The 26,475-nt window shown below is 36.6% G+C and carries 22 protein-coding genes and 1 other annotated feature (1 of these 23 only partly in view); of the genes, 2 read left to right on the forward strand and 20 right to left on the reverse strand.

Annotation, left to right across the window (positions count from 1 at the left end; all coding sequences use genetic code 11):
- Positions 1-393: 393 nt before the first annotated feature.
- Positions 394-984 (reverse strand): zinc dependent phospholipase C family protein, encoded by a 591-nt coding sequence (locus tag KQI69_RS06030; protein WP_216564443.1) that lies wholly within the window; start codon positions 982-984, stop codon positions 394-396.
- A gap of 354 nt (positions 985-1,338) precedes the next feature.
- Here KQI69_RS06030 and KQI69_RS06035 point away from each other — a divergent pair, with 354 nt between their 5' ends.
- Positions 1,339-2,643, forward strand: coding sequence for a hemolysin family protein (locus tag KQI69_RS06035; protein ID WP_371818754.1), 1,305 nt, complete (start codon positions 1,339-1,341; stop codon positions 2,641-2,643).
- A gap of 13 nt (positions 2,644-2,656) precedes the next feature.
- Here the strand turns inward: KQI69_RS06035 and KQI69_RS06040 are convergent, their stop codons facing one another.
- The 12 genes from KQI69_RS06040 to asd form a co-directional block, all read right to left on the reverse strand.
- A complete protein-coding gene (locus KQI69_RS06040; RefSeq protein ID WP_216564445.1) occupies positions 2,657-4,510 on the reverse strand; it encodes a right-handed parallel beta-helix repeat-containing protein in 1,854 nt (617 codons plus the stop codon).
- Positions 4,510-5,793, reverse strand: coding sequence for a right-handed parallel beta-helix repeat-containing protein (locus tag KQI69_RS06045; RefSeq protein WP_216564446.1), 1,284 nt, complete (start codon positions 5,791-5,793; stop codon positions 4,510-4,512). The genes KQI69_RS06040 and KQI69_RS06045 overlap by 1 nt, the downstream gene beginning before the upstream one ends.
- A 135-nt stretch (positions 5,794-5,928) precedes the next feature.
- Positions 5,929-6,858 (reverse strand): ParA family protein, encoded by a 930-nt coding sequence (locus tag KQI69_RS06050; RefSeq protein ID WP_216564447.1) that lies wholly within the window; start codon positions 6,856-6,858, stop codon positions 5,929-5,931.
- A 256-nt stretch (positions 6,859-7,114) separates the two neighbouring features.
- Positions 7,115-8,077 (reverse strand): flagellin lysine-N-methylase, encoded by a 963-nt coding sequence (gene fliB, locus KQI69_RS06055; RefSeq protein ID WP_253289029.1) that lies wholly within the window; start codon positions 8,075-8,077, stop codon positions 7,115-7,117.
- On the reverse strand, positions 8,077-8,229 hold the full coding sequence (locus KQI69_RS06060; protein WP_216564449.1) for a hypothetical protein: 153 nt from the start codon (positions 8,227-8,229) through the stop codon (positions 8,077-8,079). Before KQI69_RS06060 ends, fliB begins: the two co-directional genes overlap by 1 nt.
- 134 nt (positions 8,230-8,363) lie before the next feature.
- On the reverse strand, positions 8,364-9,041 hold the full coding sequence (gene pyrE / locus KQI69_RS06065) for an orotate phosphoribosyltransferase (RefSeq protein WP_216564450.1): 678 nt from the start codon (positions 9,039-9,041) through the stop codon (positions 8,364-8,366).
- 142 nt (positions 9,042-9,183) lie between these two features.
- Positions 9,184-10,086: a dihydroorotate dehydrogenase gene (locus tag KQI69_RS06070; RefSeq protein WP_216564451.1), complete on the reverse strand. Its 903-nt coding sequence runs from the start codon at positions 10,084-10,086 to the stop codon at positions 9,184-9,186.
- 20 nt (positions 10,087-10,106) lie between these two features.
- Positions 10,107-10,892 (reverse strand): dihydroorotate dehydrogenase electron transfer subunit, encoded by a 786-nt coding sequence (locus KQI69_RS06075; RefSeq protein ID WP_216564452.1) that lies wholly within the window; start codon positions 10,890-10,892, stop codon positions 10,107-10,109.
- A gap of 22 nt (positions 10,893-10,914) precedes the next feature.
- Positions 10,915-11,832, reverse strand: coding sequence for an orotidine-5'-phosphate decarboxylase (gene pyrF, locus KQI69_RS06080; RefSeq protein WP_216564453.1), 918 nt, complete (start codon positions 11,830-11,832; stop codon positions 10,915-10,917).
- Positions 11,833-11,847: 15 nt separating this feature from the next.
- Positions 11,848-13,131, reverse strand: coding sequence for a dihydroorotase (locus KQI69_RS06085; RefSeq protein WP_216564454.1), 1,284 nt, complete (start codon positions 13,129-13,131; stop codon positions 11,848-11,850).
- A 72-nt stretch (positions 13,132-13,203) separates the two neighbouring features.
- The gene (locus tag KQI69_RS06090) at positions 13,204-13,608 is read right to left on the reverse strand and encodes an NUDIX domain-containing protein (protein ID WP_216564455.1); all 405 of its coding nucleotides are present in this window, start codon (positions 13,606-13,608) and stop codon (positions 13,204-13,206) included.
- A gap of 79 nt (positions 13,609-13,687) precedes the next feature.
- Positions 13,688-14,785, reverse strand: a complete 1,098-nt coding sequence (gene asd / locus KQI69_RS06095; RefSeq protein WP_216564456.1) for an aspartate-semialdehyde dehydrogenase — start codon at positions 14,783-14,785, stop codon at positions 13,688-13,690.
- A gap of 225 nt (positions 14,786-15,010) precedes the next feature.
- On the opposite strand from asd, the gene hisS reads away from it, so the two are divergent.
- The gene (hisS, locus tag KQI69_RS06100) at positions 15,011-16,249 is read left to right on the forward strand and encodes a histidine--tRNA ligase (protein ID WP_216564457.1); all 1,239 of its coding nucleotides are present in this window, start codon (positions 15,011-15,013) and stop codon (positions 16,247-16,249) included.
- A gap of 418 nt (positions 16,250-16,667) precedes the next feature.
- Here the strand turns inward: hisS and KQI69_RS06105 are convergent, their stop codons facing one another.
- From KQI69_RS06105 to pheS, 7 genes are all read right to left on the reverse strand, one after another.
- The gene (locus KQI69_RS06105; RefSeq protein ID WP_216564458.1) at positions 16,668-18,206 is read right to left on the reverse strand and encodes a L,D-transpeptidase family protein; all 1,539 of its coding nucleotides are present in this window, start codon (positions 18,204-18,206) and stop codon (positions 16,668-16,670) included.
- A 288-nt stretch (positions 18,207-18,494) separates the two neighbouring features.
- Complete coding sequence (locus tag KQI69_RS06110) at positions 18,495-20,285, reverse strand: ammonium transporter (protein ID WP_216564459.1); 1,791 nt, start codon at positions 20,283-20,285, stop codon at positions 18,495-18,497.
- A 144-nt stretch (positions 20,286-20,429) separates the two neighbouring features.
- Positions 20,430-21,185 carry a hypothetical protein gene (locus tag KQI69_RS06115; RefSeq protein WP_216564460.1) on the reverse strand — a complete coding sequence of 252 codons (756 nt, stop codon included), beginning with the start codon at positions 21,183-21,185 and terminating at the stop codon, positions 20,430-20,432.
- Positions 21,186-21,331: 146 nt separating this feature from the next.
- A complete protein-coding gene (locus KQI69_RS06120; protein ID WP_216564461.1) occupies positions 21,332-21,676 on the reverse strand; it encodes a DUF6142 family protein in 345 nt (114 codons plus the stop codon).
- A 19-nt stretch (positions 21,677-21,695) separates the two neighbouring features.
- Positions 21,696-22,193 carry a VanZ family protein gene (locus tag KQI69_RS06125; RefSeq protein ID WP_216564462.1) on the reverse strand — a complete coding sequence of 166 codons (498 nt, stop codon included), beginning with the start codon at positions 22,191-22,193 and terminating at the stop codon, positions 21,696-21,698.
- A 253-nt stretch (positions 22,194-22,446) separates the two neighbouring features.
- Positions 22,447-24,885: a phenylalanine--tRNA ligase subunit beta gene (gene pheT, locus KQI69_RS06130; protein WP_216564463.1), complete on the reverse strand. Its 2,439-nt coding sequence runs from the start codon at positions 24,883-24,885 to the stop codon at positions 22,447-22,449.
- A gap of 196 nt (positions 24,886-25,081) precedes the next feature.
- Positions 25,082-26,101 carry a phenylalanine--tRNA ligase subunit alpha gene (gene pheS, locus KQI69_RS06135; protein WP_216564464.1) on the reverse strand — a complete coding sequence of 340 codons (1,020 nt, stop codon included), beginning with the start codon at positions 26,099-26,101 and terminating at the stop codon, positions 25,082-25,084.
- A gap of 191 nt (positions 26,102-26,292) precedes the next feature.
- Positions 26,293-26,475: a binding site (T-box leader), on the reverse strand; it runs 130 nt beyond the window's last position.

A 26,475-nucleotide genomic window follows, 5' to 3' on the forward strand; every position in this document is an offset into this window, starting at 1 on the left:
TTCGAACCTTGAAATGCTGGAGTCAGAGTCCAGTGCCTTACCGTTTGGCGATAGCCCATCATCTGTTAAACTGTTGTTTTGTTTTTGTCTCTCTTGCTGAGCACTTGCTTAGTATATAACATCTTTTTCCAAAATGCAACCCCTTTTTTCAATTTTTTTTAATTTTTTTCAAAAAAAATTTTAATTATCCCCTCAAAGCCCTATTTTTAAAGGCTTTAGTTCAAAAATATTTATATTTAGCAGACAACTTTTCGCTGATATTTCCACTATATTCAGAAATTATAACAAAGAAAAAGTACCTGCCGCTTCTTTTTTCTCGCAGCAGATACTTCTTCAATCTATCGTCGTACGGCTCCGCCCTCATAAAACTTGCCGTCTTCCATAATCCAAACTCTAAAGTGATACTAAAGATAAGTGCAATTGCTTTGTAAGTTCCTCAAATAACATAAGTAACGCATCAACAACTGTATGACAAAGTTCTATAATATATTCACAATCACGTTTCACTCCACTTTGCATACGCATGTAAATCTGATGCATCCTTTGAACAAAACTAAGAATTGCTTCAGGTGAATGAACCGTTTCACTCAATCTGCCTCTTTCTATATCCGGCTGTCTTACATATTTACGAAGTTCTTTCTTTAACTCCTCTTCATAGATACAATGATCTTTTAAATTTCCGGGGAAATTCTGATTGTGTGGAAAGGTAAAGTAATCAGCAACATAATGTGTAATCACTCCTAAATGTCTGCAAAAATAGCTATCAAGACCTCTAATCGGGTCAAAATGTGATACAAGTTTACTGATTTCTTTCTCAAGTACATCAAAGGAATCCTCAATAGTATGTTTCCTTACAAAAAATGAAGGAATACAATCCGGTAATATACTTCCAATATAGAATGATCCTTTATGATGTTTAACTGACTCCATACCTTCATTGTTCATCAAGTACCACGCCAATGAAATATGGGATTTCTTTCGCATATCATCCTCCTCACTGTGACATATACACGATTGACATCGCTGTCTTAATTTGTGATTACATTGTACAACAATTATGTGATTTTTGCAATAGTTTTCTGACAATTTTTCTTAAGTTTTTATTAAAGTTTCACAATTTTTTCCATATATAATATCAGCTTCCCATTACTATACAATTCTATTTTCATATTTAGTAACCCAACGACAAACAATCATTGTCATATCCACCATTATTCAAAGTTGTATTTTACTTGACAACAGCATAATCTATAGGTAAAATATTGTGTGTTTATACATATTAAATAAATTTATTGATTGGAGTTGATTTTTTTGGATTCAAGTGACGCCTCGAAACTATTGATATTACTTATACTGTTGTTGTTATCTGCCTTTTTTTCCTCAGCAGAAACATGTCTTACAACAGTAAACAAAATGCGTCTAAAATCTATGGCAGATGAAGGTAACAAAAAAGCTGCATTAGTTTTAAAACTTATCAGCAAACAGACAAAAATGCTTAGTTCCATTTTAATAGGAAACAATATTGTCAATCTTTCAGCATCTTCTCTTGCCACTACATTTGCAATAAATCTGGCAAAGAAATCCGGTTTTTCCGATGCGACAAGTCTGATTACCGGTGCTGCTACAGCTATACTTACAATACTTGTTATTATATTCGGTGAAATAGTACCTAAATCCATAGCTACAATGAACGCTGATAAGATGTCACTTATCTATGCCAAACCGATTTATACGCTCACTGTTGTATTAGGTCCTTTTTCATATATATTTGATAAGTTTTCAAATCTTCTCTTAAAAATTTTTCATATCGATATTACAAAACAGCCTGCAATTACAGAAAATGAACTCAGGACTATTGTTGATGTGAGCCATAAAGAGGGGGTTATCGAGAGTGAAGAACGCCAAATGATAACAAATGTTGTTGATTTTGGTGACTCGCTTGCAAAAGATGTCATGGTTCCAAAAATGGATGTGGAATTTGTCGAACTGAATCTGACATATGATGAACTTATCGAGAGCTATTCAAAAGAAAAATTTACACGTATGCCTGTATATGATGACAGCAGGGATAACGTAGTTGGTATCATAAATCTTAAAGATATCTTCTTCTATCAGGGGGATAAAAAAGATTTTAAGATTGCCGATGTAATGCGTGAGGCATATTTTACTTATGAATATAAAAAAATATCAGAACTTTTTTTTGAAATGAAATCAGATTCTATTCCTATGGCAATTGTTCTTGATGAGTATGGTTCTACTTCCGGAATCCTTACTATAGAAGACCTTATAGAAGAGATTGTCGGTGAGATCAGAGATGAATATGACGCCAATGAAGAAGATGATATCACAAAAACTGACGATGGTGATTATATCATACTTGGTGTAGCCAAACTTGATGATATAGATGAAGCTCTTGGTATCAAAATAGAATCAGAAGATTACGATTCCATTGCCGGACATATCATTAACCTGTTAGACCATTTTCCCAATGCTGGCGAAACCGTTTCAGATGATTATGCCCAATATACAGTTCTTGAAGCAGCAAAAAATCACATAGACAAAGTCAAACTTCATCTTCTTCCAAAAAATGATGAAAACAATGACGATTTAAACAACAACGATAAAGAAGCACATGCCATATAGGCTGTGCTTCTTTTTATGATATATTTTCTGGTTTACAATCTTCAAACAAACATTTATCTATGCGCTGTCCAATCTGTCTGTCAACAGCACCTCCACCGGTGTCAGCTATACATCGTTTGAAATTGCAATGTTCTACAGCGCCACTTCTTCCATACATCTGAATTCCAGCACCAGTCTTTGCACGACAATTTACAAATACACATTTTTGTATTTCACCCCCCTGAGTATACACTGCTCCACCCTGACAAAAATTAAATATACATTCAGTTATGGATGGACGGTATGCATTAAACACCGCTCTTCCACCAGAAGTATTTCTAAACAGAGAATTTTTTAAAACTATTTTTGTCCCCTTAACATTTATTGCGCCCGTCTTAAGTGCCCCATCAAATTCACAATTAAAAATTTCACATTTTTTAGCATTTTCAAGATAAAGCATATCCGAATCCTGCAGATGATTACATATAACTCTCGAATGTTTCATACTTATACTTCCCGCACATCTTATGGGATAATTAAGATAAAGCGATGCTGTTAAAATATTAAGCTTCCCTGTTGTCTCCACATAAACCGGGCAATCTATTATTGTAGATTTATCTATCAACATATCTTCCGAGATCTTCATCTCACCACGCTTTGAAATAACCTGAACAAACTCTGCTCCAGTAGGATGACATGCCACATATTCAAATTCAGAATCATCGGCTGATGCTATTCCTGAATAAAATACTGCGGCTCCATATTCAGCAACATTACAATTAGTGAAATGACACTTATCTAACCTGACAGTTTCAGCAGCGAATACGGCTCCTCCACGTCTGGCCTCACAATCAGAAAAACGGCACTCGCTTATTCTTCCTTGTCCGCCACTAGCCATAACCGCTCCTCCATCCTCTGGAGAATAGCACCTGCTAAACTCACATTTTGTTAGGTCAAGCTTCTTTCCCCAAAATCTTATTGCAGCACCTCTTGTTGTATTATAGATATTTGATCCATTAACACAGATTTCTCCTGCCTCGGCCCTGATAAACATTCCATAATTCCTGCAGTCCACTTCACAATGTTCTACAAATGCTCTGCTGTAATCATCCTTAATATTTATACATGCCCTGTGGCTGTCACTTTTTCTTATTATCTTACTGTTTATCATTTCAAGCGTTCCACCATCAAGCAGTATATTTCCATATACCCTCACAAGTGCATGGTCGAAAATGAGTTTTGTTCCTCTAGTTAAGATAATATCATCATATATCTGACATCTGTCAGTTATCCTTAACTCTCTTTTTTCATTTATGGCTCTCTGCGTGCACTCAACAGACTCATAAATCTGTAAAGCAAAATATTTCAGGTCAATAAGTTCTATTTTGGGATAAAGATTTTTAATTATCTGTGCAAGCTCAAAACATTCTTTGTCTTCCTCACTAAAAGCACATATGATAAATCTTTTTATTATTTCATAAATCTGCTCTGATACTCCAAGCTTTTTTGCAAACTTAACAGCAAATTCATTCTCCTCTGATGATATCATATTGTCAGCCATTGCAACATTTACCAGATCCATAAGAAAGATTATCTTTTCTTCACCTGATCTTAAATTTTCTAAAATATATGCAAATACACTCTCATATTCATTTATATTTCTAAGTGCCCATGCTATATCACCCGAATTCATTTTAAGACCATACTTCATAAGACGTTCTAGTTCAAAATTGCTGAGCGGTTTTATATTCTTATTAAGTTTAGCCTGCATTATCACCGCTGATGTATACATAACCTTAAATTCAGTGCCATATGAGCAAAAAGGGTGCTCGGGTGTGAGAAATATCTTTCGTCTGCAATTAAATTTAGTCAATATGTCTACTACCATCACACACTCCCCCTTTTCTCAATACGCTGTATCTCAAAGTCGTCATCATATACATTAAATATCTGGTTTTCTTCTGGTATGCATTGTTTACAACTGCAGTTTTTCATAAACTGTCCAAATTTTTGATATTTAAAATATACGGCTGCCCCAAGATATCTTGCCTTACACTCATCAAAAACACAATTTTCACATTTTACATTTCCAATAGATTCTGAATATAATGCTGCTCCATATTCAGCTTCACAATTTGTAAACTCACAATTTTTTATTTCGACTCTGGATCTTTTGTACAATGCCAATGCTCCATTTTTACAATTTACAAAGCGGCTTCTTGATATAACTGCCGACCTTCCATAAAATGACAATGCCCTGTTTTTGGCAACATTATTTATAATAGTATCTGTTATTATAAGCCTGCCGGATGTCTGCTTCATAAATCCCGTAAATTTTCCACAGTCAATAAACGAATCAGAAATCTGAACTATCGCTGCATTATCAATATGCATAAAATATTCATAATTATTCTCAATCACTCTTATCCTGGTACTATACAGCCTTATTCTGCCTCCATCAGATATTATGCCGCCATGTATTTTTAAGATTCCACCATTCATTAAAAGTGAACCTCCACGCTCAACTTTTATATCTCCATTTACTGTAGTAGGCTTATCTATAACAAATGTTTTTCCTGCTTTTACAACAATATCGCCATACTCCTCTTCCAATATAAAATCCGGGAAAAAATATGTAAGAATTGAATATCTTATATCATATCCTTTTTTTCTAAATATATTATATATTTCAATTGCTTTTTTAGTATCTTTTCTTGATGCACACTCACTAAATCCCTCAAAAAACTCCCTCTCTATATCAGAAAATCTGAATATCTGCTGATAATAGTCAAGTATTTTTTCACAATAATCCTGAGACCACAATGATAATTGGTATATTTTATACAGGTCAAATGTAAAGCAATACTGCACTTCCTTTTCTTTTAATTTTTCAGTACATTCAGTAATCCTGAAATCAAAATAATTATTTATATCAGTTATTATCTGCTCCCTGTTCTTGCGTGATATACACAACTTATCAAGCACTGTGTCAAAATAATCCTGAAGTTCCATCATTGCTTTCATATTACCAAGTGCCATTACTCCAAGACCAAAAGCATACAAATACCTAAATGAATCGTCACATCCTATCATAGGATGATTTACCCACTCAAGTTCACTTTGTCTTTTTTTTAAATTATCTAAAAGATTTAAATTCCCCCCATTTTCCATCGCAATCCTCCTCTTACAACAGATTATATATATTATTATTGCTATTTAAGTTTTTATCCGTCGAGACAAAGGAAGTAATTTTACGACTATTCTTAAAGCCTTTGTCTCCACGAATATTATAACATATTTCAGGGGTTATTTATACGAATTTATTTTTTCTTTAGCATACTCAGTTAATACTCCAAATTCATTCATGCTTTTTCTACATAAACCGTCTAAATATAATTGTCGCTCTGCTTTTTCCCTCTTCTTTTTCACCTCACTTATCATATTTAGTACCATATCTGTACTTTTCCTGCACTGTCTCATAAAATAATCATTTTCTAATCTTACTCTTCCTGTGTAATTATAATTTAAAAAATGCTGCATTTTGCCATGTTCCAATGCATCATTAAACTCCACATTATATGGTATCACACCAATCTTGTTCATCGGAATATTATATTCATAACATATCCTTTTACGGGTCCATCTTTTTTCTGGCTGGTATCTCCCTATAATATACATTGCTTTTTCTTTAAGGGATGTATAATTTTCAAAAAAATCATATATATTTTTAGGGTCCTGAGATAGATTTACCACAACAATATCCGCATCATATAAAATCTGTTTTGTGCTCAAATTCTGATTTGACTCTGTATCAATAAACACATAATCTCCAATCCTCTCCAACATCTTAAATAATTCATTGTGAACAAGACTGAAATCATAATTGAATACCTCCTTATTAAAAACCATTCCTGAAGGTAATAAAAACATATTAGATAATAATAGATTTATTGTTGAATTTTTAACTATCTCATCATGCGTCTCTCCCGTAAATATCCTCTTTAATATGTACTCCAATCCATATTTTACATAATACCCTCCCGTTTCTCTTAAAAAATCGAGTCTTTCCTGCTGTACAAGTACTGCTTCCAGACCTTTCCTGCTGTTAAAATGATTCTCAAGTAATATTTCCCTCGTCATTCCCGAATTTTTTAAAGAAATCATTGATGTTATGCATGCCATATTTGATGTAACACACATATTATTTCCACCGTTGCTCCAAAAAGCGATCTTCATTCCTCTCCTCTTCTCCAATCATCTTATTTCTACCCACCAATTTTTTCTTTCCCAATTTTAACAGTTGCATCCCCCGTATTTGTAATAATAAAGAGTTTTTCTTGACATGTAAAGAACTTTTTGACATGTTTTCGACACTTTTCAATCTTTCTCCGTTATTCACAATTTTTTATGCAATTTTTCTACAAAGCAAAAAAAATGTCACTGATAAAGCGACACTTTTCTCGTTTTCCAAGATATATTATTTTTATTTTCGTCATTGTGACAAAATTTCGGCTACTTTTTTGTGCATAATGCTACTGCTTATCTTTCCATGTACAGCCGCCTTATAAACCCAATGTACAGACTGCACAATACTGTCCATAAAATCCTCATTCTGAGTAAGACTAAGCATGATAACTCTGTTCATAATAATCTCTCCTGCTATCTGATATGACCTTTCACTTGTATTTTGTTCACTTCTCTCATATTTAGCAGTCAATATCCTATATAAGATGTAATTTTTTTCAAATCTAAAAAGATTTTTTCCATATAACTTAATAAACCTATCATATTTTTCTTCAAAAAAATGCCCGTCCATCTGCTCTTCATAGATATCAAAGCTTCCGTCAAGATATACACAATCATTGCATTTTATTATCATATCCACAGCTATATCTGCAAAATCATAAAACAATTCACATAACCTGTCACCCTTTTCAAAACATTTGTCTTGAATCTTTATAAACAACTGCTCAAATTTATAAATTTCATCTGACAACCCGGTTATGTCATCAAGCATTACAGGATACATTTTTTTATCATCCGTCATCTGATACCAGATGTCATCATATCTTTGTATGCAAAGATAATTTATTACTACGGGACATGATGCCGCCATTGATAATAACATTGTATCCGAATCTTTAAAAGATAATCTCGGATATTTACGGCAGGTATTACATAACGTCTTTTCATCAGAGTTTCTCTGTATACGGCACAACCCATCCTTATCAAGCATGGCACAGTCACCATTTGCCATATTTTTAAATGAATACACGTCATCTTTTTCTACGATATTTGATAGTATGTCAGCTCTCAGGCTTTCATCTTCAAGCTCTATAAATCTTTCATATGCTTCTTTGTCCACAACTATCTTCCAGCCGCTGCAGCATGTTGCCTGACATTTTCCAGCCATACACCTAAAATCTTTATACGCTCCAAATATATAAACTTTCATCAAAACATAAGCTCCGATTTATCTTTAAGAAGCCTTGCTCCTTTTGCTATAAACAATACTCCTGTAGTAATTCCTGAAATTATCAGCAGTATTCCCATTACAAGATTAAAAGAACCTACAGATTTCATTGTCTTATATATCTTTTCTCCCATATGAACCTCCTTTTAGCATATTATTAACCTAAATACACCGATTAAAATCGGTGTATTTAATGATAAAATCTTTTTACACAAAGTACGGCAGATACAAAACATCCGGATTTTATAGTTATTATATAATATTATTTTTACTTTACGCCATACTGCTCATAATATTCATCTATTGCAGCTTTTAGTTTGTCATCGATAAGAACTTTTCCTTTACACTCCTTATTATAAAGACACTCTACAACATCTTCCATCGTTACGATAGCATTTGCACCAAAACCGTATTTTGACTGAATCTCATCGAGGGCACTTGCATTTGTGCTAAGACCTCTCTCCATTCTGTTTAAAGAAACCATAAGTCCCTTTATCTCAACATCTCCCTGAGCCTTAATTATAGGGAATGTCTCCTCAATAGACTTTCCTGATGTAGTAACATCCTCGATGATTACAACCTTATCTCCGTCTTTTATCTTGCTTCCGAGTAAAATACCCGTATCTCCGTGGTCTTTTACTTCCTTGCGGTTTGAGCAGTATCTTATCTCTTTTCCGTATAACTCACTGTATGCGATAGCTGTTGTAACACTAAGAGGTATTCCCTTGTATGCAGGTCCAAACAATACATCGAAATCATCTCCATAATGTTCGTGTATCGCTTTTGCATAATACTCGCCAAGTCTCTTAAGCTGTGAACCTGTGACATATGCTCCCGCATTCATGAAAAATGGTGATTTTCTTCCACTCTTAAGAGTAAACTCTCCGAATTTTAAAACATCACTCTCAACCATAAACTCTATAAATTCTTTCTTATAACTTTCCATAATCAAACCTCTTCTCTATAAATATTTTACCTGTAAAACTCAATCTTAACATCTGTATCATTAGTCTTTGATTCAGTCAATTTTATTGCCCGTCATGTCATTTCGCCATAACTGCTCCCTTAAACAAACAGTTTGTCTTTAATTATTTCACACAGCCGATAATCTCATTTATGTCTTTAACGCCATTTTTGTCCATAAACTCTGCTATTCCGTCAATAACATCGATTGTTGCCGCTGGATTGTTAAAGTTTGCTGTTCCGACTGCGACCATCGTTGCTCCTGCCATGATAAACTCTAATGCATCCTCTGCCGTTCTTATTCCTCCCATTCCAAGAACAGGTATGTTTACGGCATTTGCCACCTGATACACCATTCTCACGGCAACAGGTTTTACGGCTGGCCCCGACATTCCACCTGTCTTATTGGCAAGAGCAAAGGTTCTTCTGTTTATATCTATCTTCATGCCCGTAAGTGTGTTTATAAGTGAAACTGCATCTGCTCCTCCTGCCTCTGCAGCCTTTGCCATCTCAGTTATATCCGTAACATTAGGACTTAACTTCATTATGACAGGCTGTTTTGCATGAGCTTTTATCTTTGATGTTATCTGCTCTACGAGTTTTGGATCCTGTCCAAAAGCAATCCCGCCTGCCTTTACATTAGGACATGATATATTTATCTCAAGCATTGAAACATCCTCATTTGCAAGTCTGTCTACAACCTCTATATATTCTTCTGGTGTCTTTCCACACACATTTACGATAATGTTTGTATCATATTTTTTAAGAAAAGGAATATCCCTGCTTACAAATGTATCTATTCCGGGATTTTGAAGTCCTATCGCATTTAACATTCCACCGTATGTCTCGCATACTCTCGGCGTGTCATTCCCCGGCCACGGAACACTTGCAACACCTTTTGTCGTAACAGCCCCAAGTCTGTTTAAGTCAACATACTCACTGAACTCCTCGCCCGAACCAAAAGTACCCGATGCCGTTGTCACCGGATTTTTCATCTTAACTCCTGCAAAATCTACTGAAAGATTCATAAGTTTCCTCCATTTCGCAACTAAATTTCTATATCTTCTGCATTAAATACAGGTCCGTCTTTACATATTCTCTTGTTATGAACCTTGCTGTGCTCATCAATCTCTTTTGATTTACATACACAGCCAAGACATGCTCCTATACCACAAGCCATCTTTTCTTCCATTGAAATCTGTGCCTCGATGCCTTTTTCTCCTGCATATGCCTTTACTCCGCGAAGCATAGGAATAGGTCCGCATGAATAAAGTACATCTGCCTCAAGTGCATTTTCCTTTATCGCATCTATGACATTTCCTTTTGTTCCAACGCTTCCATCCTCAGTTGACACATATACATTTGCATATGGCTCAAACTCATCTTTTAAGAAAAGGTCATTGTCTCTGTAACCAAGTACTACCGAAACATTTTCTTTAGAATCAAGCGACTTTGCAAGTTCAAGCATTGGCGGTATTCCTATTCCGCCGCCGATAAGTACTGCCTTTCCCCCTTTAAGCGTAAATCCGTTTCCGAGAGGTCCGACAACCGGTATCCTATCTCCCTTGACCATCTTTGAGAACTCATCTGTTCCTTTTCCGACAACCCTGTAAACAACTCTAAGACTGTTTGTATTTTTATCAATCTCACATATGCTTATAGGTCTTGGTAAAAGTCTGCTGCCGTCAGCACTGTACATTGAGATAAACTGTCCCGGAACTGCCCTGCTCACAACATCAGCATCTGTTTCAAATTCAAGCCACATACTGAATATGTCTTTTGTTATATTTTCCTGCGATCTTATCACAGCCATAGTTTTTTTCTTGTCAGCCATAAACCGTATAACCTCATTTCATTTATAATATGCTGTTTATATCGTTTTTCATGTTGATGACAGCTTCTCTTGATGCATCTGCGAAATTCTCCTCGCCAAACCTGCTGTACGCATCCTGCTTGTATGCTGCGATTATTCCTCTTGAAGAATTTACTATAGCTCCAAGACCATCCTCATTAAAGTAAGGTTTGAGGTCTTTTGCTGTACCTCCCTGCGCACCGTACCCCGGAACAAGGATATATGTCTTTGGCATAAGTTTACGGAGAACTTTTCCCATCTCAGGATATGTAGCTCCGACAACGCATCCAACATAGCTGTAATCATCACCCATGCAATCCTCGCCCCATTTTGAAACCATCTCGCCGACAAGCTCATAAAGAGGTCTTCCATCGACTTCCTTATCCTGAAACTCTCCACTTGACGGATTAGATGTTTTTACAAGAACAAAGATACCTTTCTTTTCTTCCTTGCACACATCGATAAACGGCTTTACTCCATCACTTCCAAGATATGGATTCACTGTTGCAAAATCCTCGTCAAATCCTGCATAAGACTTTGAACCGACCTGAACTTTTCCAAGATGGCCGACAGCGTATGCAGCCGATGTTGAACCAATGTCACCACGCTTGATATCACCTATTACAACAAGTCCTTTTTCTTTACAGTAATCTATAGTCTTTTTGTAAGATACAAGTCCCGGTATTCCAAACTGCTCATACATTGCAATCTGCGGTTTTACGGCAGGTATAAGGTCATATGTTGCATCAACTATAGCTTTATTGAACTGCCATATAGCCTCGGCCGCTCCCTCAAGTGTCTCTCCATATTCTGCAAATGCTTTTTCCTGTACATGTTTCGGTACATAGTTAAGCATAGGATCAAGTCCCACGACTATAGGTGCATTTTTCTTCTTAATCTCTGAAACTAATTTATTTATCATTTATCTTCCTCCATTTTATTTATCTTCCTGATATACAATCTTTCCGTCAACAATGGTCGTTATGACTCTGCCTTTGACTTTTTTGCCGTCAAAAGGCGTATTCTTTCCTTTTGATACGAACTTACTGCTGTCTATAGCATACTCCTCCGTAATATCGGCTATAACTATATCTGCCACCTTGCCCTCTGCAAGATTGCCTTTATCTATGCCAAGAACTTTTGCAGGATTTACACTCATCTTTTCCACAAGCTGTGACAATGTAAGCACTCCTTTGTCTACAAGCTCTGTATAGCCAAGAGCAAATGAAGTCTCAAGTCCAACTATACCAAAAGGAGCTTTTAACATCGACTGGTCTTTCTCCTCTTTTCCATGTGGTGCATGATCTGTGGAGATAACTTCCATAATGCCCGTTTTAAGTCCTTCTTTTAACGCATCAACATCTGCTCTGCTCCTGAGCGGTGGATTCATCTTAAATCTTCCATTATCCTCCGTTATCTCATCATCGGACATTGTAAAGTGATGCGGGCATACCTCCGCACTGACAGGTAGTCCCTGCTTCTTAGCCATCTCGACAAGTACAACACTGTCCGCTGTAGAACAGTGGCAAAGATGCAGCCTGTTTCCCGCTTCTTTTGACATAATGATATCTCTCGCAACAATAACATCCTCAACAGAGTTTGTGATACCCGGAAGACCAAGTTCCTCTGACTTTTTCCCTGCGTTCATAACGCCGCCCTCGACAAGTGCCTTATCCTCGCAGTGTGAGAACATCGGAAGATCAAGTCTTGCTGCTTCCTTTAATGCTTTTCTGAACAATGCCGAATCCATAACGGACTTGCCATCCTCACTTAATGCTACGATACCGGCTTCTTTCATACCCTCTATGTCAGCGAGTTCTCTTCCCTCCTGACCTATAGTGCATGCTCCTATTGGTAGAATATGAACCGGCATATTTTCTGCTCTCTTAAGAAGGTCTTTTACGCTTTCTGCACTGTCAATAACAGGCTTTGTGTTCGGCATTGGGCATATGGATGTGACTCCACCTCTAGCCGCTGCCTTAGACCCTGTCTCTATCGTTTCCTTATATTCAAATCCCGGCTCTCTCAAATGAACATGAAGATCTATAAAGCCAGGCATAACCACCTTGCCGTCTGCATCTATCACTTTCATATCTTCATCTGCCATAATAAAATCAGCAACTTTTTTAATTTTCCCATCCTCTATAAGAATATTTTTCTTTCCATCAATATAATTTGCAGGATCGATCATTCTGCCATTTTTAATAAGAATCTTTTCCATAAACCGTTTTATGCCTTTCCCTATATACAGAGAGAGCACCCGCCAAATTCATTGACAGATGCACTCTTTTATTTAATAAAGTTCCGCCTTTTCAAGATCTTCAAGCATTCGCTTATTATGAATATAATTTTCAAAATCCATAGCTTCTATCCACTTAGCATCGTGCAGATCCTCAGACAGCATAACATCATCTTCGTCCTGCTCTGTAAGGCAAAGATATGCCAAACCTAAGTTACACTCTGAACCGATCATAAATGTCCATGTATAAAGAACCTTGTCTACTTCCGTAATAAGACCTGTCTGCTCCTGAATAGTTCTGACTACTGCCTTGTCAGGTGATTCTCCAAATTCTGCTTCACCATCAATAAATTCCCACTGATATGGCTCTACGATATTGTCATCATACCACTTTTCAACTGTAAGATATTTATTATTTTTCTTAACAATTCCTTTTACCAAAATTCGATATTTATTCATATGGCACCTCCATTCATGTTACTTTTATTAGTTTTTGAACATAACTGAATCCGCCTGTAAAATATATGGGCGATATAAACTATTTTGCTGCAATATATCCCTTGGCTTTAAGAAGTTCTGCAATAAGTACAGCTCCACCTGCTGCACCACGAACAGTATTGTGTGATAATCCAACAAATTTATAATCAAATACCGTATCCTCACGAAGACGTCCAAGTGATATTCCAAATCCATTTTCATAATTTACATCAAGTGAAACCTGAGGACGGTTATCCTCTTCAAGATACTGGATAAAATGCTTTGGAGCATTTGGAAGTCCAAGTTCCTGTGGCATTCCGCTAAACTCTCTCCACACCTTGATGATCTCTTCTTTAGAAGGTTTCTTTCCCTCTTCAAATGTCATAAATACTGCTGCTGTATGACCATCCTGTACAGGTACACGGATACACTGTGTTGTGATAACAGGTCCCTCTGCTTTTACTATCTGGCCATTCTCAACATGTCCCCAGATGCGGAGTGGTTCCTGCTCACTCTTTTCTTCCTCACCACCAATAAATGGAATAATATTATGTTCCATCTCAGGCCAGTCCTTAAATGTCTTTCCTGCTCCTGAAATAGCCTGATATGTTGTAGCAACAACTGTTTTTGGTTCATAACCTGCCTTTTTGAGTGCATGAAGTGCAGGAGTATAACTCTGTATTGAACAGTTTGGTTTAACTACTATAAATCCTCTTGTTGTTCCAAGACGCTTCTTCTGGTCTGCTATAACTTCAAGATGCTCAGGATTGAGTTCAGGCACTACCATAGGTACATCAGGTGTCCATCTATGTGCACTATTGTTGGAAACAACTGGAGTTTCTGTCTTTGCATATTCTTCTTCAATCTTTTTGATCTCGTCTTTTGTCATATCAACGGCACTAAACACAAAATCAACTTTTGAAGCAACATTTTTAACATCGCTGACATCCTGTACCACTATCTTCTTAACGGCTTCAGGCATTGGTGTAGTCATCTTCCAACGGCCCCCGATTGCTTCCTCATAAGTTTTTCCTGCACTTCTTGGGCTTGCAGCGATAGCTACAACCTCAAACCAAGGGTGATTTTCTAATAATGAGATAAATCTCTGTCCTACCATTCCAGTACCACCAAGGATACCAACTTTTAACTTATTATCCATGTCATTCCTCCATATAGTTTAACTCACCGATATCTCGGCTTTTTTCATCTTTCAATTTTACACTATTCACGCCAATAAGTCAAAAAAGATTTTTAATTAATCAGTAACAGTTCAGCCCACCTCTATCCCATTCTTGCCCTTAAAGGCAAGATATGATAAAGTATTAAAGGTTATTGTTGTGTAAAAATTACCAGATTATTATTTTCAGAAAGGATGATTATTGATATGAAATCTACACCAGTCAAGGGAACAAGAGATTATCTTCCAAAAGAAGTTGAAATAAGAGATTATCTTCAGAATGTAATTGCTGAAACATACAGAGATGCAGGTTTTGTCCGCATTACCACACCTATTATCGAGGATGCCGTAAATCTTGATAAAAGTGAGGGCGGCGAAAACTTAAACCTTATATTCAGGGTTCTTAAAAGAGGAAAAAAACTCTCGTCAGCACTCGAAAAAAGTGATGTCACAGAAAAAGAACTTTCTGACATGGGACTTAGATACGACCTCACACTTCCTCTTTCAAGATATTTTTCAAACAACAGAAACGAACTTATGACACCTTTTAAGGTTATTCAGATGGACAGAGTATATAGAGCCGAGAGACCTCAGAAAGGCCGTCTGCGTGAATTTATGCAGTGTGATATAGATATTATCGGAAATGATTCAAGAGATGCTGAGATAGAGCTTATCCTAACTACGACCAAAGCACTGAACAGAGTAGGATTAAAGAATTACACTGTAAAGATAAACGACCGCCGTATACTAAAGAGCATTTTCTCATATGCAGGCTTTGATGATGCCGACAATGAAAAACTTGCCATAATCTTTGACAAACTTGACAAGATAGGAATTGACGGTGTAAAGGCTGAACTCTGTGAAAATGAATTTGATAAAACTGCCATTGATAAATTCATAAACCTTTTTGAAGGCGGCAGTTTAACTCTTGATTCAATTGCGGATGTATGTGATGCAGAATATGTAAATGATCTTAAATATATCATTGATACGGTGAACAAAGCTTCAAATGGAACGATTCCTGTTGAATTTACTCCTTCCCTTGTAAGAGGCCAGGGTTATTATACAGGAACTATCTTTGAAGTTGCAGCCGAGGGTTACAGTGGTGCCGTTGCAGGAGGTGGACGATATGATAACCTCATCGGTAAATTCTTAAATGAAGATATTCCTGCCGTAGGATTTTCTATTGGTTTTGAAAGAATCTTCGGAATACTTATGGAACAGAATTATGCTATACCTGACCGCAAAAAACGTATTGCAGTATTCTATGACAAAGAAACTTACGCCGATGCTCTTGCATATGCTGAGAAATTAAGAGATGAATATATGGTTTCACTCATCGCAAGACCTAAGAAGCTCGGTAAGTTCTTAAATAAACTTGAACAGAATGAGTTTGACGGTTTCGCTGTCTATGGTGAGGCTGATGGAGTTAAGTTGTTTGGGTAGTTTAGGTTTGGTTTATGACGGACGCTAAAAACAGAATCTTATTTTACACTCAGGGACGGCTTGCGCCTCGGAGAAAAGCGTAGCAGTACATAAGTGAGCATAATACGCTCACTAAGTACTGACGCTTTTCTAACGCCCTTCGCTGCAAAATAAGATTCTGTTTTTGGCTGTACGTTGAAAAAGTCGCTTTTTTATTGTTCGGCAATTATTATATTAACTGTACCTTCAATTGTGCTTTTGGGGGATATTTTTGATATTATGGGCAGGCGGATATTTGGAACACACTCTGCTGCTTGATTATGTTAAATGTTTATATTTAATTTTATATTGTTTTTGATAATTTAAAAGATGCAGATTTTTGCCTGATTTCAAGTTTCAATCTGCATCTTTTTATGTTTTTTATTTAATTTTTATGTTTTTAGTAGTGCATGAATACCATCTGTTTGTAGCTTGTAAGCTCATAGATTCTTGCTGCGCTTGAAGGGCTTAAGTTTAAGCATCCATGTGAGCCTCTGACTTTGTAAAGGCTAGGACTCCAGCTTCCCCATGGCTGCCATTCTGCCTGATGGAATCCCGTTCCTGTCCATGTGATTCGTACCCAGTTTGCTACTGGTGTCGCATAGTTGTCTCCTCTGAGTACTCTGTGTCTTGCATGGTCTTTTATAAAGAACATTCCTGTTGTTGTTTTTCTTCCCGGTACCGGCTTTCCTGATATAGTTGCACATGAGTAGATAATCTTTCCATTTTTGAACACATATACCATCTGTGATCCTAAATCTGCTTCTATATAACTGTTTTTGTTCCAATCGTTCATTTTATTTTTAGGGTCATATCGGTATGCTGTTCCTAACCACTCTGGCTTCTGTGTGATAGTAACTGCTTTTTTACTTGCCTCATCCTGATTTTTAATGTAAGCATTTTGAAGCTTCTTATTTATCTTTTTATTTACACCGTCTTTTAACTGTGCACACATTTTTTCATAATCAAGCTGCCATCCATAGTCTCCACCAGAAAGTGTAAGCATTTTTCCTGTATGGCTCTTGAACTTTCTTGTTCCACCCAATGTTTTATATTTAAGACAGAGTTTTTCCATCCAATCTCTCATTGCCTGATTGTCAAGAATGACTTTTCCATCACTGTATGTAATCCATTTACTGATATCCTCAGGTGTCGCACTTTCCTGCACTCCCTTATGTATAGTCCATGTCACCCATCTGAGTGCTGTAGCATTACATACATTAACTTCTTTCTTTACTTCCTTGTCATCTGAAGTAATAGCCGGCTTTACATATATATCAGGGTACTTTTCACCATCACTTATATCCATGGATGTTTCTCCATTGTCAAGTGCTTTCTTTACTTCTTCTGAGAATTTGTCTTTATCAAGTGTATTACCAACATTTTCTTTTACTACCTGATAACAGTTTTTCTTTTTTGAATATTCTGCTTTTGCATCAACAGGGGCTACTATCTTATAATCACTGTCACCTTTTACTATTGACGCAGATTTTAAAATGGAATCTAACTTACTCTCATCAAAAGAAACCTTTGGTTCTATCTTTGTATCATTGTTCTTGAACAATTTAGAAAATGAAAACTTTGAATGTTGATCTTCATATGCCTTTTTAACAGCCGTCTCAACATCAACATTATAGTCAATATCATCACCGTTTATAATAAGACTTCCATCATTTCTTCCCTTGATGTCAAGTTTATATGAACTATAGACTTTCTTAATCGTATCCGTTGCTTCCGAAAGTGTCATCCCCGACACATCTTTATCGCCTATCTTAGTATTTGAGTACCAATGACCTTTGTAATAGACTCTTATTCCAATTACAACTGCAATGATCAAAACTACAACAACTCCAACAGCAATCGCAGCAATCTTTTTTCCAAGACCTGATGCACCATTATTTTCTATAATATTATTCTTTTGTTTATTACTGCTTTTCATGATATCCTCCATAAATCATTATATCTTTTCCCTATTCCACTTTACGAATTATAGTTTTAAATTGAAACAATGTCAATACTTAGTGCCATTACTTTTTTGTTACGATTGTTACAATTCATTTAATACTGCGGCTTTTACCCACTTTTGTTTTTTATGACAATACTGGAAACTTTTGCATAATTAAGGAGACTTCCAAAAGAAAGTCCCCTTAATATTCTACAATATATTTTCAAAATATCGAAGATTCAACATTTCAACAAAAGCAATCAATCATATCAAAATTTATATTTATAATTCATCATCACTCTGTAATGCATCAAAACCACTGTCACCTGTACGAACTTTTACCACATTCTCAACATCGTATACAAATATCTTTCCGTCACCGATATTTCCTGTATAAAGTGCTTTTTTCGCTGTCTCAATAACCTTTTCTACAGGTACGGCACTTACTACGACTTCAACTTTCATTTTAGGAAGAAGAACCACATCAAGCTCTGCACCACGATATTTTGTCGTCATACCTTTCTGTGTTCCACAGCCAAGCACCTGTGTTACTGTAAGTCCGTTTACACCTATGTTATTAAGAGACTCTTTAAGGTCTTCAAACCTACTCTGTTTACAAATGATCGAAACTTTTGTAAGCTTAGCTGAATCTGTATCCTTTTCAATTTTATTTTCCTTATATGCAGCAGGCTTTGGTGCTGATGCTGTCGATACATTTGTAACTTCAACTGCTTTATCCATAGGAATATTTCCTTTAAGTGTCTCAATTGATGTACCTGCTGAATAGAACATGTTTCCTGCCGGCATGAAGTCTGCATATGCTGATGAAAGACCATGCTCAACTGAATCGAGTCCCTGAAGTTCCTCTTCTGCTGATACTCTGAGTCCTAGAGTATGTTTAATAGCAAGGAATGTAATTGTGATAGTAACAACTGTCCATGCTATTGTCGCTGCCATACCGATAATCTGAAGTCCAAGCTGTGTAAATCCTCCGCCATAAAAAAGTCCCTCGGCTTTTATTGCTCCGCCGTCAAGTGCGATCTGAAATCCCGGTGCTGATTTTGTAGCAAAAAGACCTACCGCAAATGTTCCCCATATACCATTCATCATATGTACTGCTACTGCTCCTACAGGATCATCTATCTTAAGTTTATAATCAAGAAGCCATACACCAAATACTACGAGCACACCTGCCACTGCTCCGATAATAAATGAACCTACGCAGTCGGTAACATCACATGATGCTGTGATTGCTACAAGACCTGCAAGCGATGCATTAAGACACATTGAAACATCAGGCTTGCCATATTTTATCCATGTAAATATCATACATACTACTGTTGCTACAGCAGGGGCTATTGTTGTTGTGAGGAAGATAGAACCTAAATCCTCAAGTGAAGTTGCTGCCGCACCGTTAAATCCATACCATCCTAACCAGAGGATAAATACACCAAGTGCACCTATTGTAAGATTGTGGCCTGGGATAGCGTGTGGTTTACCTGTTCTCTTGCTGAACTTTCCGATACGAGGTCCAAGCATTGCTGCTCCGATAAGTGCACAGATACCACCAACCATATGAATACAGTTTGAACCGGCAAAATCATGAAATCCCATCTGTGCAAGGAAACCGCCTCCCCATGTCCAATGTGCCTCGATCGGATAAATTACTGCTGAGATAACTGCTGAATATACACAATATGATATAAACTTAGTTCTCTCTGCCATCGCACCTGAAACAATAGTGGCTGTTGTCGCACAAAATACCAAATTAAATACGAAACCTGAAAAATCAAAATCAGCATACTTCTTAAATATATCAAATCCCGGTGCCCCGAAAAATCCACCGACATCATTTCCAAGTAATAATGAATAACCTATTGCGATGAACATTACTGTTCCTATACAAAAATCCATAAGATTTTTCATAATAATATTTCCAGAGTTTTTAGCTCTTGTAAATCCTGCTTCAACCATTGCGAAGCCTGCCTGCATCCAAAAAACCAATGCGGCACCTATGAGATACCAGACACCCCACAGATTACTGTTAATATAATCTAAAATTTCATTTGACATATAATTTGCCTCCTTTTTTACATTAGATTTTATTTTTCCACTAGTGCAAAAAAAAGGTGCCACGAATATTTCTTCGTGACACCTTTGTCATGACTATTATTATATACATATTTAAATATCTGTCAACCATTTTTTACATTTAATTTATTTTTCTTCCATCATCCATTTGACAAACTCTGCCGCTTCCTCAGTGTGCTTTGATGTGGCTGTTATACCTATGACTGGTTTTTCCAAAAGACCGCCAAGCGTTTTTTTATACTTCTGGCTGTCACTTAAATAAAGACCAAAATTATAGGTTTTTCCATCTGCTGACTTCGCCTTATTAGCTGTTTCAGTACTTTCTCTTACATCTTCTCCAGATATATATTCTGAGAAAAACTGTTTATTTTTATCGTATTCTTTATAGAATGACACATTATCAGAGGTATCAGGTTCTGTCATGCAGCCTTCCTGTGACCAATTCTTATATGTGTCCTCTGATGCTATGACTACATCAACAATACCGGAATAAATATATGTCTGCACCTGTTTTGAATCTGTTCCATTGTCTATCTTTACATATTCTTTTTCACCGTCAATGTTAAGATACTTTTCTACTGCTTTCTGAAAATCATCCACCTTATCTTCGTCAAGAACATCATCTTCTATAGCTATATAAAGTGCACACTGAGGCTTTTTCTCAAATGCATTCTTAAAGAACAGTACTGCAAGTATAGCGATAACGACAACAACTGCAACAGTCCCCATATAATACTGCCTGAAATATGCCCTCTTTTCATGACCTTTTAACTTTTTTAATTGTCCGTTGTTCGCATCAAGACCATCTTCTCTTTTCTGATAAATTTCAGAATCATCTGCAAGCATCTTCTTTTTTTCCTCTTCCGAAAAATTCATTGCCATATAATAAGTTTCCTCATTTCTACATAATTTTCTTTTTGATAAATCTGATTATAACTTTTATGTATAATACAAAAAACATGATTTTTTATATTATTTTTGCACAAATTATACTTACTTTCTCCTGAAAAATTATTTATATTTTTATTTTACATGTATGATCCACATATATACACAACCATATATCCTACTATCTGCAATCCGTTTACAACAGCACCTATCGTTGGAAAAAAATATCTGATATTTTCTTTTCTAAGACTCATCCATGAAAGGATAAAGCCGGTAATACTTATGATAAAGCAAAGTATACCTACAACACCTACTATCATTCCACCATTTCCGCCATTGCCACCCGACATAATGCATGTTGCTATAAACATTGAAAGTGCAAACACACCTATCACCACTGACCATATACCTGATATAGGATGTTTTTTATCTGTAAGTCTCAGCTCACCATCTCTTTTTCTCTTTTTTTTATTCTTATTAAACATAATATTCCTCTTTTCTGTGTCATCTTATGATATGTTTTTTCTTTATCTTTATTTTTTTGTCTGATGTTTTATGCCTGAGTATAATCATACATATAGAAAAGCACAAATATCCTAAAATGCCACCTGATGTATTTAAGATCACATCATCAACATCACATGAACCAAGTTTTGACACAAGCTGTGTAATCTCAACGGCCACCGAACACAAAAAACATATAAATGTAACTTTAAATATATTTCTATTTTTATAAGATAAGACTGGCAGAACAAACCCCAGTGGCATAAAACATATAACATTTCCCATAAGATTTAAAAGAACATAAAAACTGCCAAGTTTTCTATAATATACAAGATATCTCTGTATTTCAGTAAATGGTTTAAGATTATAGTGATATGTGTCACTCGGCGTCCTTCCAAGCATCTCGCTAAAAAATAAAAAATAAACCATCATCACAAGGTATATTATAAATAATATCCACGAAACAGTTCTTATAATAAATTTATGTTTCTTTTTCATATCTATCCTCATTCCTGCATGTCTTTAACTCCCCTCAGCTTTTAAGGTATCATACACAAACTACATTATGAAAAACATGCATATCTGTACTGCAACATTTTATATGATATATTAAATTCATCATTTTTACTATATTAAAATAATTAAATTTTTATTACATAATAAACAGGCAATGCCGTTTTACAAACGATACTGCCTGTTTATCACGAATTTATCTTATGTCACATATGGTCTTTATCACCATATAGCTGTCTTACTGGCGAAGTTCTACATCCATCTCAGCAAGCGCCTTGATTATCTTATCCATTGCAGCATTTACCTCATCATCTTTGAGCGTGTGGTCTTTTGCTCTGAATACAATCTTGTATGCAAGTGACTTAAATCCCTTGACAAGCTGTGAACCCTCATACACATCGAAAAGTTCATATGACTCGACAAGTTTTCCGCCTTTCTTGCTGATGACTTTCTCTACATCTCCGGCAAGAACTTCTTTCTTCATGCTGAGACTTATATCTCTTGTCATTGCAGGGAACTTTGGAACACCCTCGTATTTTACTTCAAAATCAGCCATATCCATGATAGCTTTCATATCAACTACAGCGATATATGTTCTCTCACCGATTGCAAAGTTTTTCTGTACTACAGGGTGAACCTCACCTAAATAAGCTACCTGCACACCGTCATACATAACTTTTGCCTGGCGTCCCGGATGAAGAAATGCTTTTCCTGCCTCAGGATCATACTCTGCCTTTTTCTTAAGGCCGAGTTTTGTCATAAGTGTCTCGATAACACCTTTCATCGTGAAGAAATCTCCATCACCGTACATTCCGAGTGTAAGCTGCATACGCTCGTCAGGAAGCTCAGTAAGCGGAAGCTGTTTTGGAAGATAAACATTTGCAAGCTCATAAAGTCTTACATTCTTATTTCTTCTGTTATAGTTTGTTGAGAGTGATGTGAGCATACCGCCAAGTGCAGATGTTCTCATCACACTGTAATCCTCACCTAAAGGATTTGTTATCTTTATGCTCTTTCTAAGGACATCATCCTCAGTAAGATTTAACTTGTCATATACCTTAGGGCTCTCAAATGAGAATGTCATTCCCTCATTAAATCCATATCCCTCTACCACGATTCTTGCAGCTTTCTCATGTTTGAGTTTTTCTGACAATCCGCCTGCTGTTGCAGAGCTTTCTGGAAGTGTCATAGGAATCTTATCATATCCGTAAAATCTTGCTACTTCCTCTGCAAGGTCGGCAAGTCTCTCAAGATCCTGTCTCCATGTCGGAACGATAACTTCTTTCTTAGCAGTATCTACTGCAAGGTCAAGTTTTTCAAAGTATTTTACCATTGTGACTTCATCTATATCTGTTCCAAGAAGTGCATTTATCTTATCCGCATCGTAAGGGATTACTATAGGCTCTTTCTTTACCGGATAGTAATCTATTGCTCCGCCTACGACCTCGCCTGCACCAAGTTCCTCGACAAGCTGGCATGCTCTGTTCATTGCATCGATCGCATTGTTCGGGTCAAGTCCCTTTTCAAATTTTGCCTGTGCATCAGTACGCATACCGAGTTTCTTTCCTGAAAGACGAATGTTTGTGCCATCAAATGTTGCAGCCTCAAAAAGCATTGTCGTAACATCATCAGTTATCATAGAGTTTTCTCCACCCATGATACCTGCGATTCCTACAGGCTTCTTGCCGTCACATATCATGAGCATAGTGTCGTCAAGCTCTCTCTCCTGCCCGTCAAGAGTAACAAATTTCTCGCCCTTATCAGCTTTTCTTACGATTATCTTTCTGTCCTCAATCTTATCAAGGTCATATGCATGCATAGGCTGTGCATATTCTTCCATAACATAGTTTGTTATATCTACGATATTGTTTATAGGACGGATTCCTACTGACGCAAGTCTTCTCTGCATCCATTCAGGAGATGGTGCAAGTTTGATGTTTTTTACAACTCTTGCCGTATATCTAGGGCAGAGTTCTGGAGTTTTTACTTCAACTGAAATATAATCGTTTACATCCTCATTGTTTCCTGTCTCCTTAACCTCAGGTACGACAAGTTCCTTGCCGAATGTTGCAGCAACTTCCCTTGCGATGCCTATCATTCCGAAGCAGTCAACTCTGTTTGATGTTATCTCATACTCAAATCTTACATCGTGAAGTCCCAAAAGTTCTACTACATCTGAACCTATCTTTGCATCCTTGTACTCAGGGTTATCGCTCAATATATAAATTCCGTCTTTTGCAGCATCAGGGTACATATCGGTTGTTGAACCGAGTTCCTCGATGGAGCACATCATACCGAACGATTCAACACCGCGGAGTTTTCCTTTTTTAATCTTAAATCCGTTTTCTGACTCTCCGTCTTTATGTGAGCTTGCAACATGACCGCCATCGAGAACAACTGGAACCTTCTGTCCCTCCTTAACATTTGAAGCACCTGTTACTATCTGTACTTCCTTTCCGTCCTCGTCAACCTGTACCTGACAGATAACAAGTTTATCTGCATCAGGGTGTTTCTCAATTTTATTTATCTTACCTACAACAATCTTATCAAGGTTTTTGTCAAATTCAGTAAATCCCTCAACTTTTGTACCTGATAAAGTCATTGCATCCGTATATTCCTGAGCCGTACAGTCAAGGTCAGGAACATATGCTTTTATCCATGAAAAAGATGTATCCATATCTCTATACCTGCTTTCTTTTTTCGTTTTACATTTTGTGTTTCAAATATAAAAAATCACAAAACCATCAATATATTCTTATTAGATTTATTCTTACAAAACATTATCTTTTCAGCATCATATATCATTGGCATTTTAATAAATATTTGCAAAAAAACGCTTCTGATATATTATCAGCCTGAAAATAAATCATATTTTAAAACTGCTTAAGGAAACGTGTGTCGTTTTCATATAAGAGTCTCATATCATCAATCTCATACTTGAACAATGTGATTCTCTCAAGACCTACACCGAACGCAAAGCCTGTGTATTCCTCTGGGTCGATTCCGCTCATCTCAAGTACATGAGGATGAACCATACCACAGCCAAGGATTTCTACCCAGCCTGAACCCTTACAGAAACGGCATCCTTTTCCACCGCATTTAAAGCAGGTAACATCCATCTCGGCACTAGGCTCCGTGAACTGGAAATGATGAGGACGGAATTTAACCTTTGTGTCCTCTCCGAAAAGTCTCTTTGCAAACTCCTGGAGTGTTCCTTTAAGGTCTGCAAATGTAATGTTCTTGTCGATAACAAGTCCCTCAATCTGATGGAATGTAGGAGAATGTGTGGCATCTACCTCATCTGAACGGAAAACTCTGCCCGGTGCTATCATTCTTATAGGAAGTTTTCCTTTTTCCATCTCGTGTACCTGTACTGAAGATGTCTGTGAACGAAGAAGTATATCCTTTGTGATATAGAATGTGTCCTGCTCATCTTTTGCAGGGTGATTGTCAGGTATATTGAGAGCCTCAAAGTTATAGTAATCATACTCAACCTCTGGTCCTTCAACAACTTCATAACCCATTCCAACAAATATATCTTCAACTTCTTCAAGTGTTATCGTATTTGGATGGCTGTGTCCCATTGCAAGTTTTTTGCCCGGAAGTGTTACATCTATTGTCTCACTCTTGAGTTTTTCCTCTAAAACAGCCTTTTCAAATATCTCTCTTTTTTCATCTAATCTTTCTTCGATAGTCTTTCTTGCTTCATTTACAAGCTGGCCTACCTTTGGTCTGTCCTCAGGAGCAACATCTTTCATCGCCTTTAATACTGATGTAAGTTCTCCTTTTTTTCCTAAAAACGATACTTTAATCTCATTAAGTCTGTCAAGACGGTCTGATGAATCAATCTGTGCCATTGCTTCATCAAGAATTTTTTTAAGCTTGTCTTTCATCTCTTTTTTCCTCTCTTTATTTTCATATAAACACATAAATGTGCGAGCCTTACGGAGTCCTTTTAATGTTACTGCCTGCATCTGCAATGCGGCTAGCAGCAGGAAAAACAAAAAGACTTTCCGCAAAACAATACGGAAAGTCTTATATTATATATAATTATATATAAAGATACCTCCCGGACTGCACTACAGTCAGGGACGGCTCTTACTCGTTTTAAGTACCGCGGTACCACCCTGATTTTCATGTGATATATTATCATTCTCATGCCTGTGCATGAACAAACGATAAAAATATATACATAAACTCTCAATTTGCGGATAACGGTCGCTAAACCCGTCACTATCTACTAAAATATTACCAGATGTAACAATAA

The sequence above is a fragment of the Eubacterium sp. MSJ-13 genome (genome assembly GCF_018918235.1).
Taxonomy (GTDB): Bacteria; Bacillota; Clostridia; order Lachnospirales; family Lachnospiraceae; genus Butyribacter.

Coding starts and splice junctions, on each gene's coding strand:
- KQI69_RS06090 (WP_216564455.1), bottom strand. CDS start 13,608: ATGAATAAATATCGAATTTTGGTAAAAGGAATTGTTAAGAAAAATAAT.
- pyrF (WP_216564453.1), bottom strand. CDS start 11,832: ATGATAAATAAATTAGTTTCAGAGATTAAGAAGAAAAATGCACCTATA.
- KQI69_RS06120 (WP_216564461.1), bottom strand. CDS start 21,676: ATGTTTAATAAGAATAAAAAAAAGAGAAAAAGAGATGGTGAGCTGAGA.
- hisS (WP_216564457.1), top strand. CDS start 15,011: ATGAAATCTACACCAGTCAAGGGAACAAGAGATTATCTTCCAAAAGAA.
- pheS (WP_216564464.1), bottom strand. CDS start 26,101: ATGAAAGACAAGCTTAAAAAAATTCTTGATGAAGCAATGGCACAGATT.
- KQI69_RS06075 (WP_216564452.1), bottom strand. CDS start 10,892: ATGGCTGACAAGAAAAAAACTATGGCTGTGATAAGATCGCAGGAAAAT.
- KQI69_RS06045 (WP_216564446.1), bottom strand. CDS start 5,793: ATGGAAAATGGGGGGAATTTAAATCTTTTAGATAATTTAAAAAAAAGA.
- KQI69_RS06070 (WP_216564451.1), bottom strand. CDS start 10,086: ATGAATCTTTCAGTAGATTTTGCAGGAGTTAAGATGAAAAATCCGGTG.
- pyrE (WP_216564450.1), bottom strand. CDS start 9,041: ATGGAAAGTTATAAGAAAGAATTTATAGAGTTTATGGTTGAGAGTGAT.
- KQI69_RS06040 (WP_216564445.1), bottom strand. CDS start 4,510: ATGGTAGTAGACATATTGACTAAATTTAATTGCAGACGAAAGATATTT.
- KQI69_RS06110 (WP_216564459.1), bottom strand. CDS start 20,285: ATGTCAAATGAAATTTTAGATTATATTAACAGTAATCTGTGGGGTGTC.
- KQI69_RS06030 (WP_216564443.1), bottom strand. CDS start 984: ATGCGAAAGAAATCCCATATTTCATTGGCGTGGTACTTGATGAACAAT.
- KQI69_RS06105 (WP_216564458.1), bottom strand. CDS start 18,206: ATGAAAAGCAGTAATAAACAAAAGAATAATATTATAGAAAATAATGGT.
- KQI69_RS06085 (WP_216564454.1), bottom strand. CDS start 13,131: ATGGAAAAGATTCTTATTAAAAATGGCAGAATGATCGATCCTGCAAAT.
- asd (WP_216564456.1), bottom strand. CDS start 14,785: ATGGATAATAAGTTAAAAGTTGGTATCCTTGGTGGTACTGGAATGGTA.
- KQI69_RS06125 (WP_216564462.1), bottom strand. CDS start 22,193: ATGAAAAAGAAACATAAATTTATTATAAGAACTGTTTCGTGGATATTA.
- fliB (WP_253289029.1), bottom strand. CDS start 8,077: ATGAAAGTTTATATATTTGGAGCGTATAAAGATTTTAGGTGTATGGCT.
- KQI69_RS06050 (WP_216564447.1), bottom strand. CDS start 6,858: ATGAAGATCGCTTTTTGGAGCAACGGTGGAAATAATATGTGTGTTACA.
- KQI69_RS06115 (WP_216564460.1), bottom strand. CDS start 21,185: ATGGCAATGAATTTTTCGGAAGAGGAAAAAAAGAAGATGCTTGCAGAT.
- pheT (WP_216564463.1), bottom strand. CDS start 24,885: ATGGATACATCTTTTTCATGGATAAAAGCATATGTTCCTGACCTTGAC.
- KQI69_RS06060 (WP_216564449.1), bottom strand. CDS start 8,229: ATGGGAGAAAAGATATATAAGACAATGAAATCTGTAGGTTCTTTTAAT.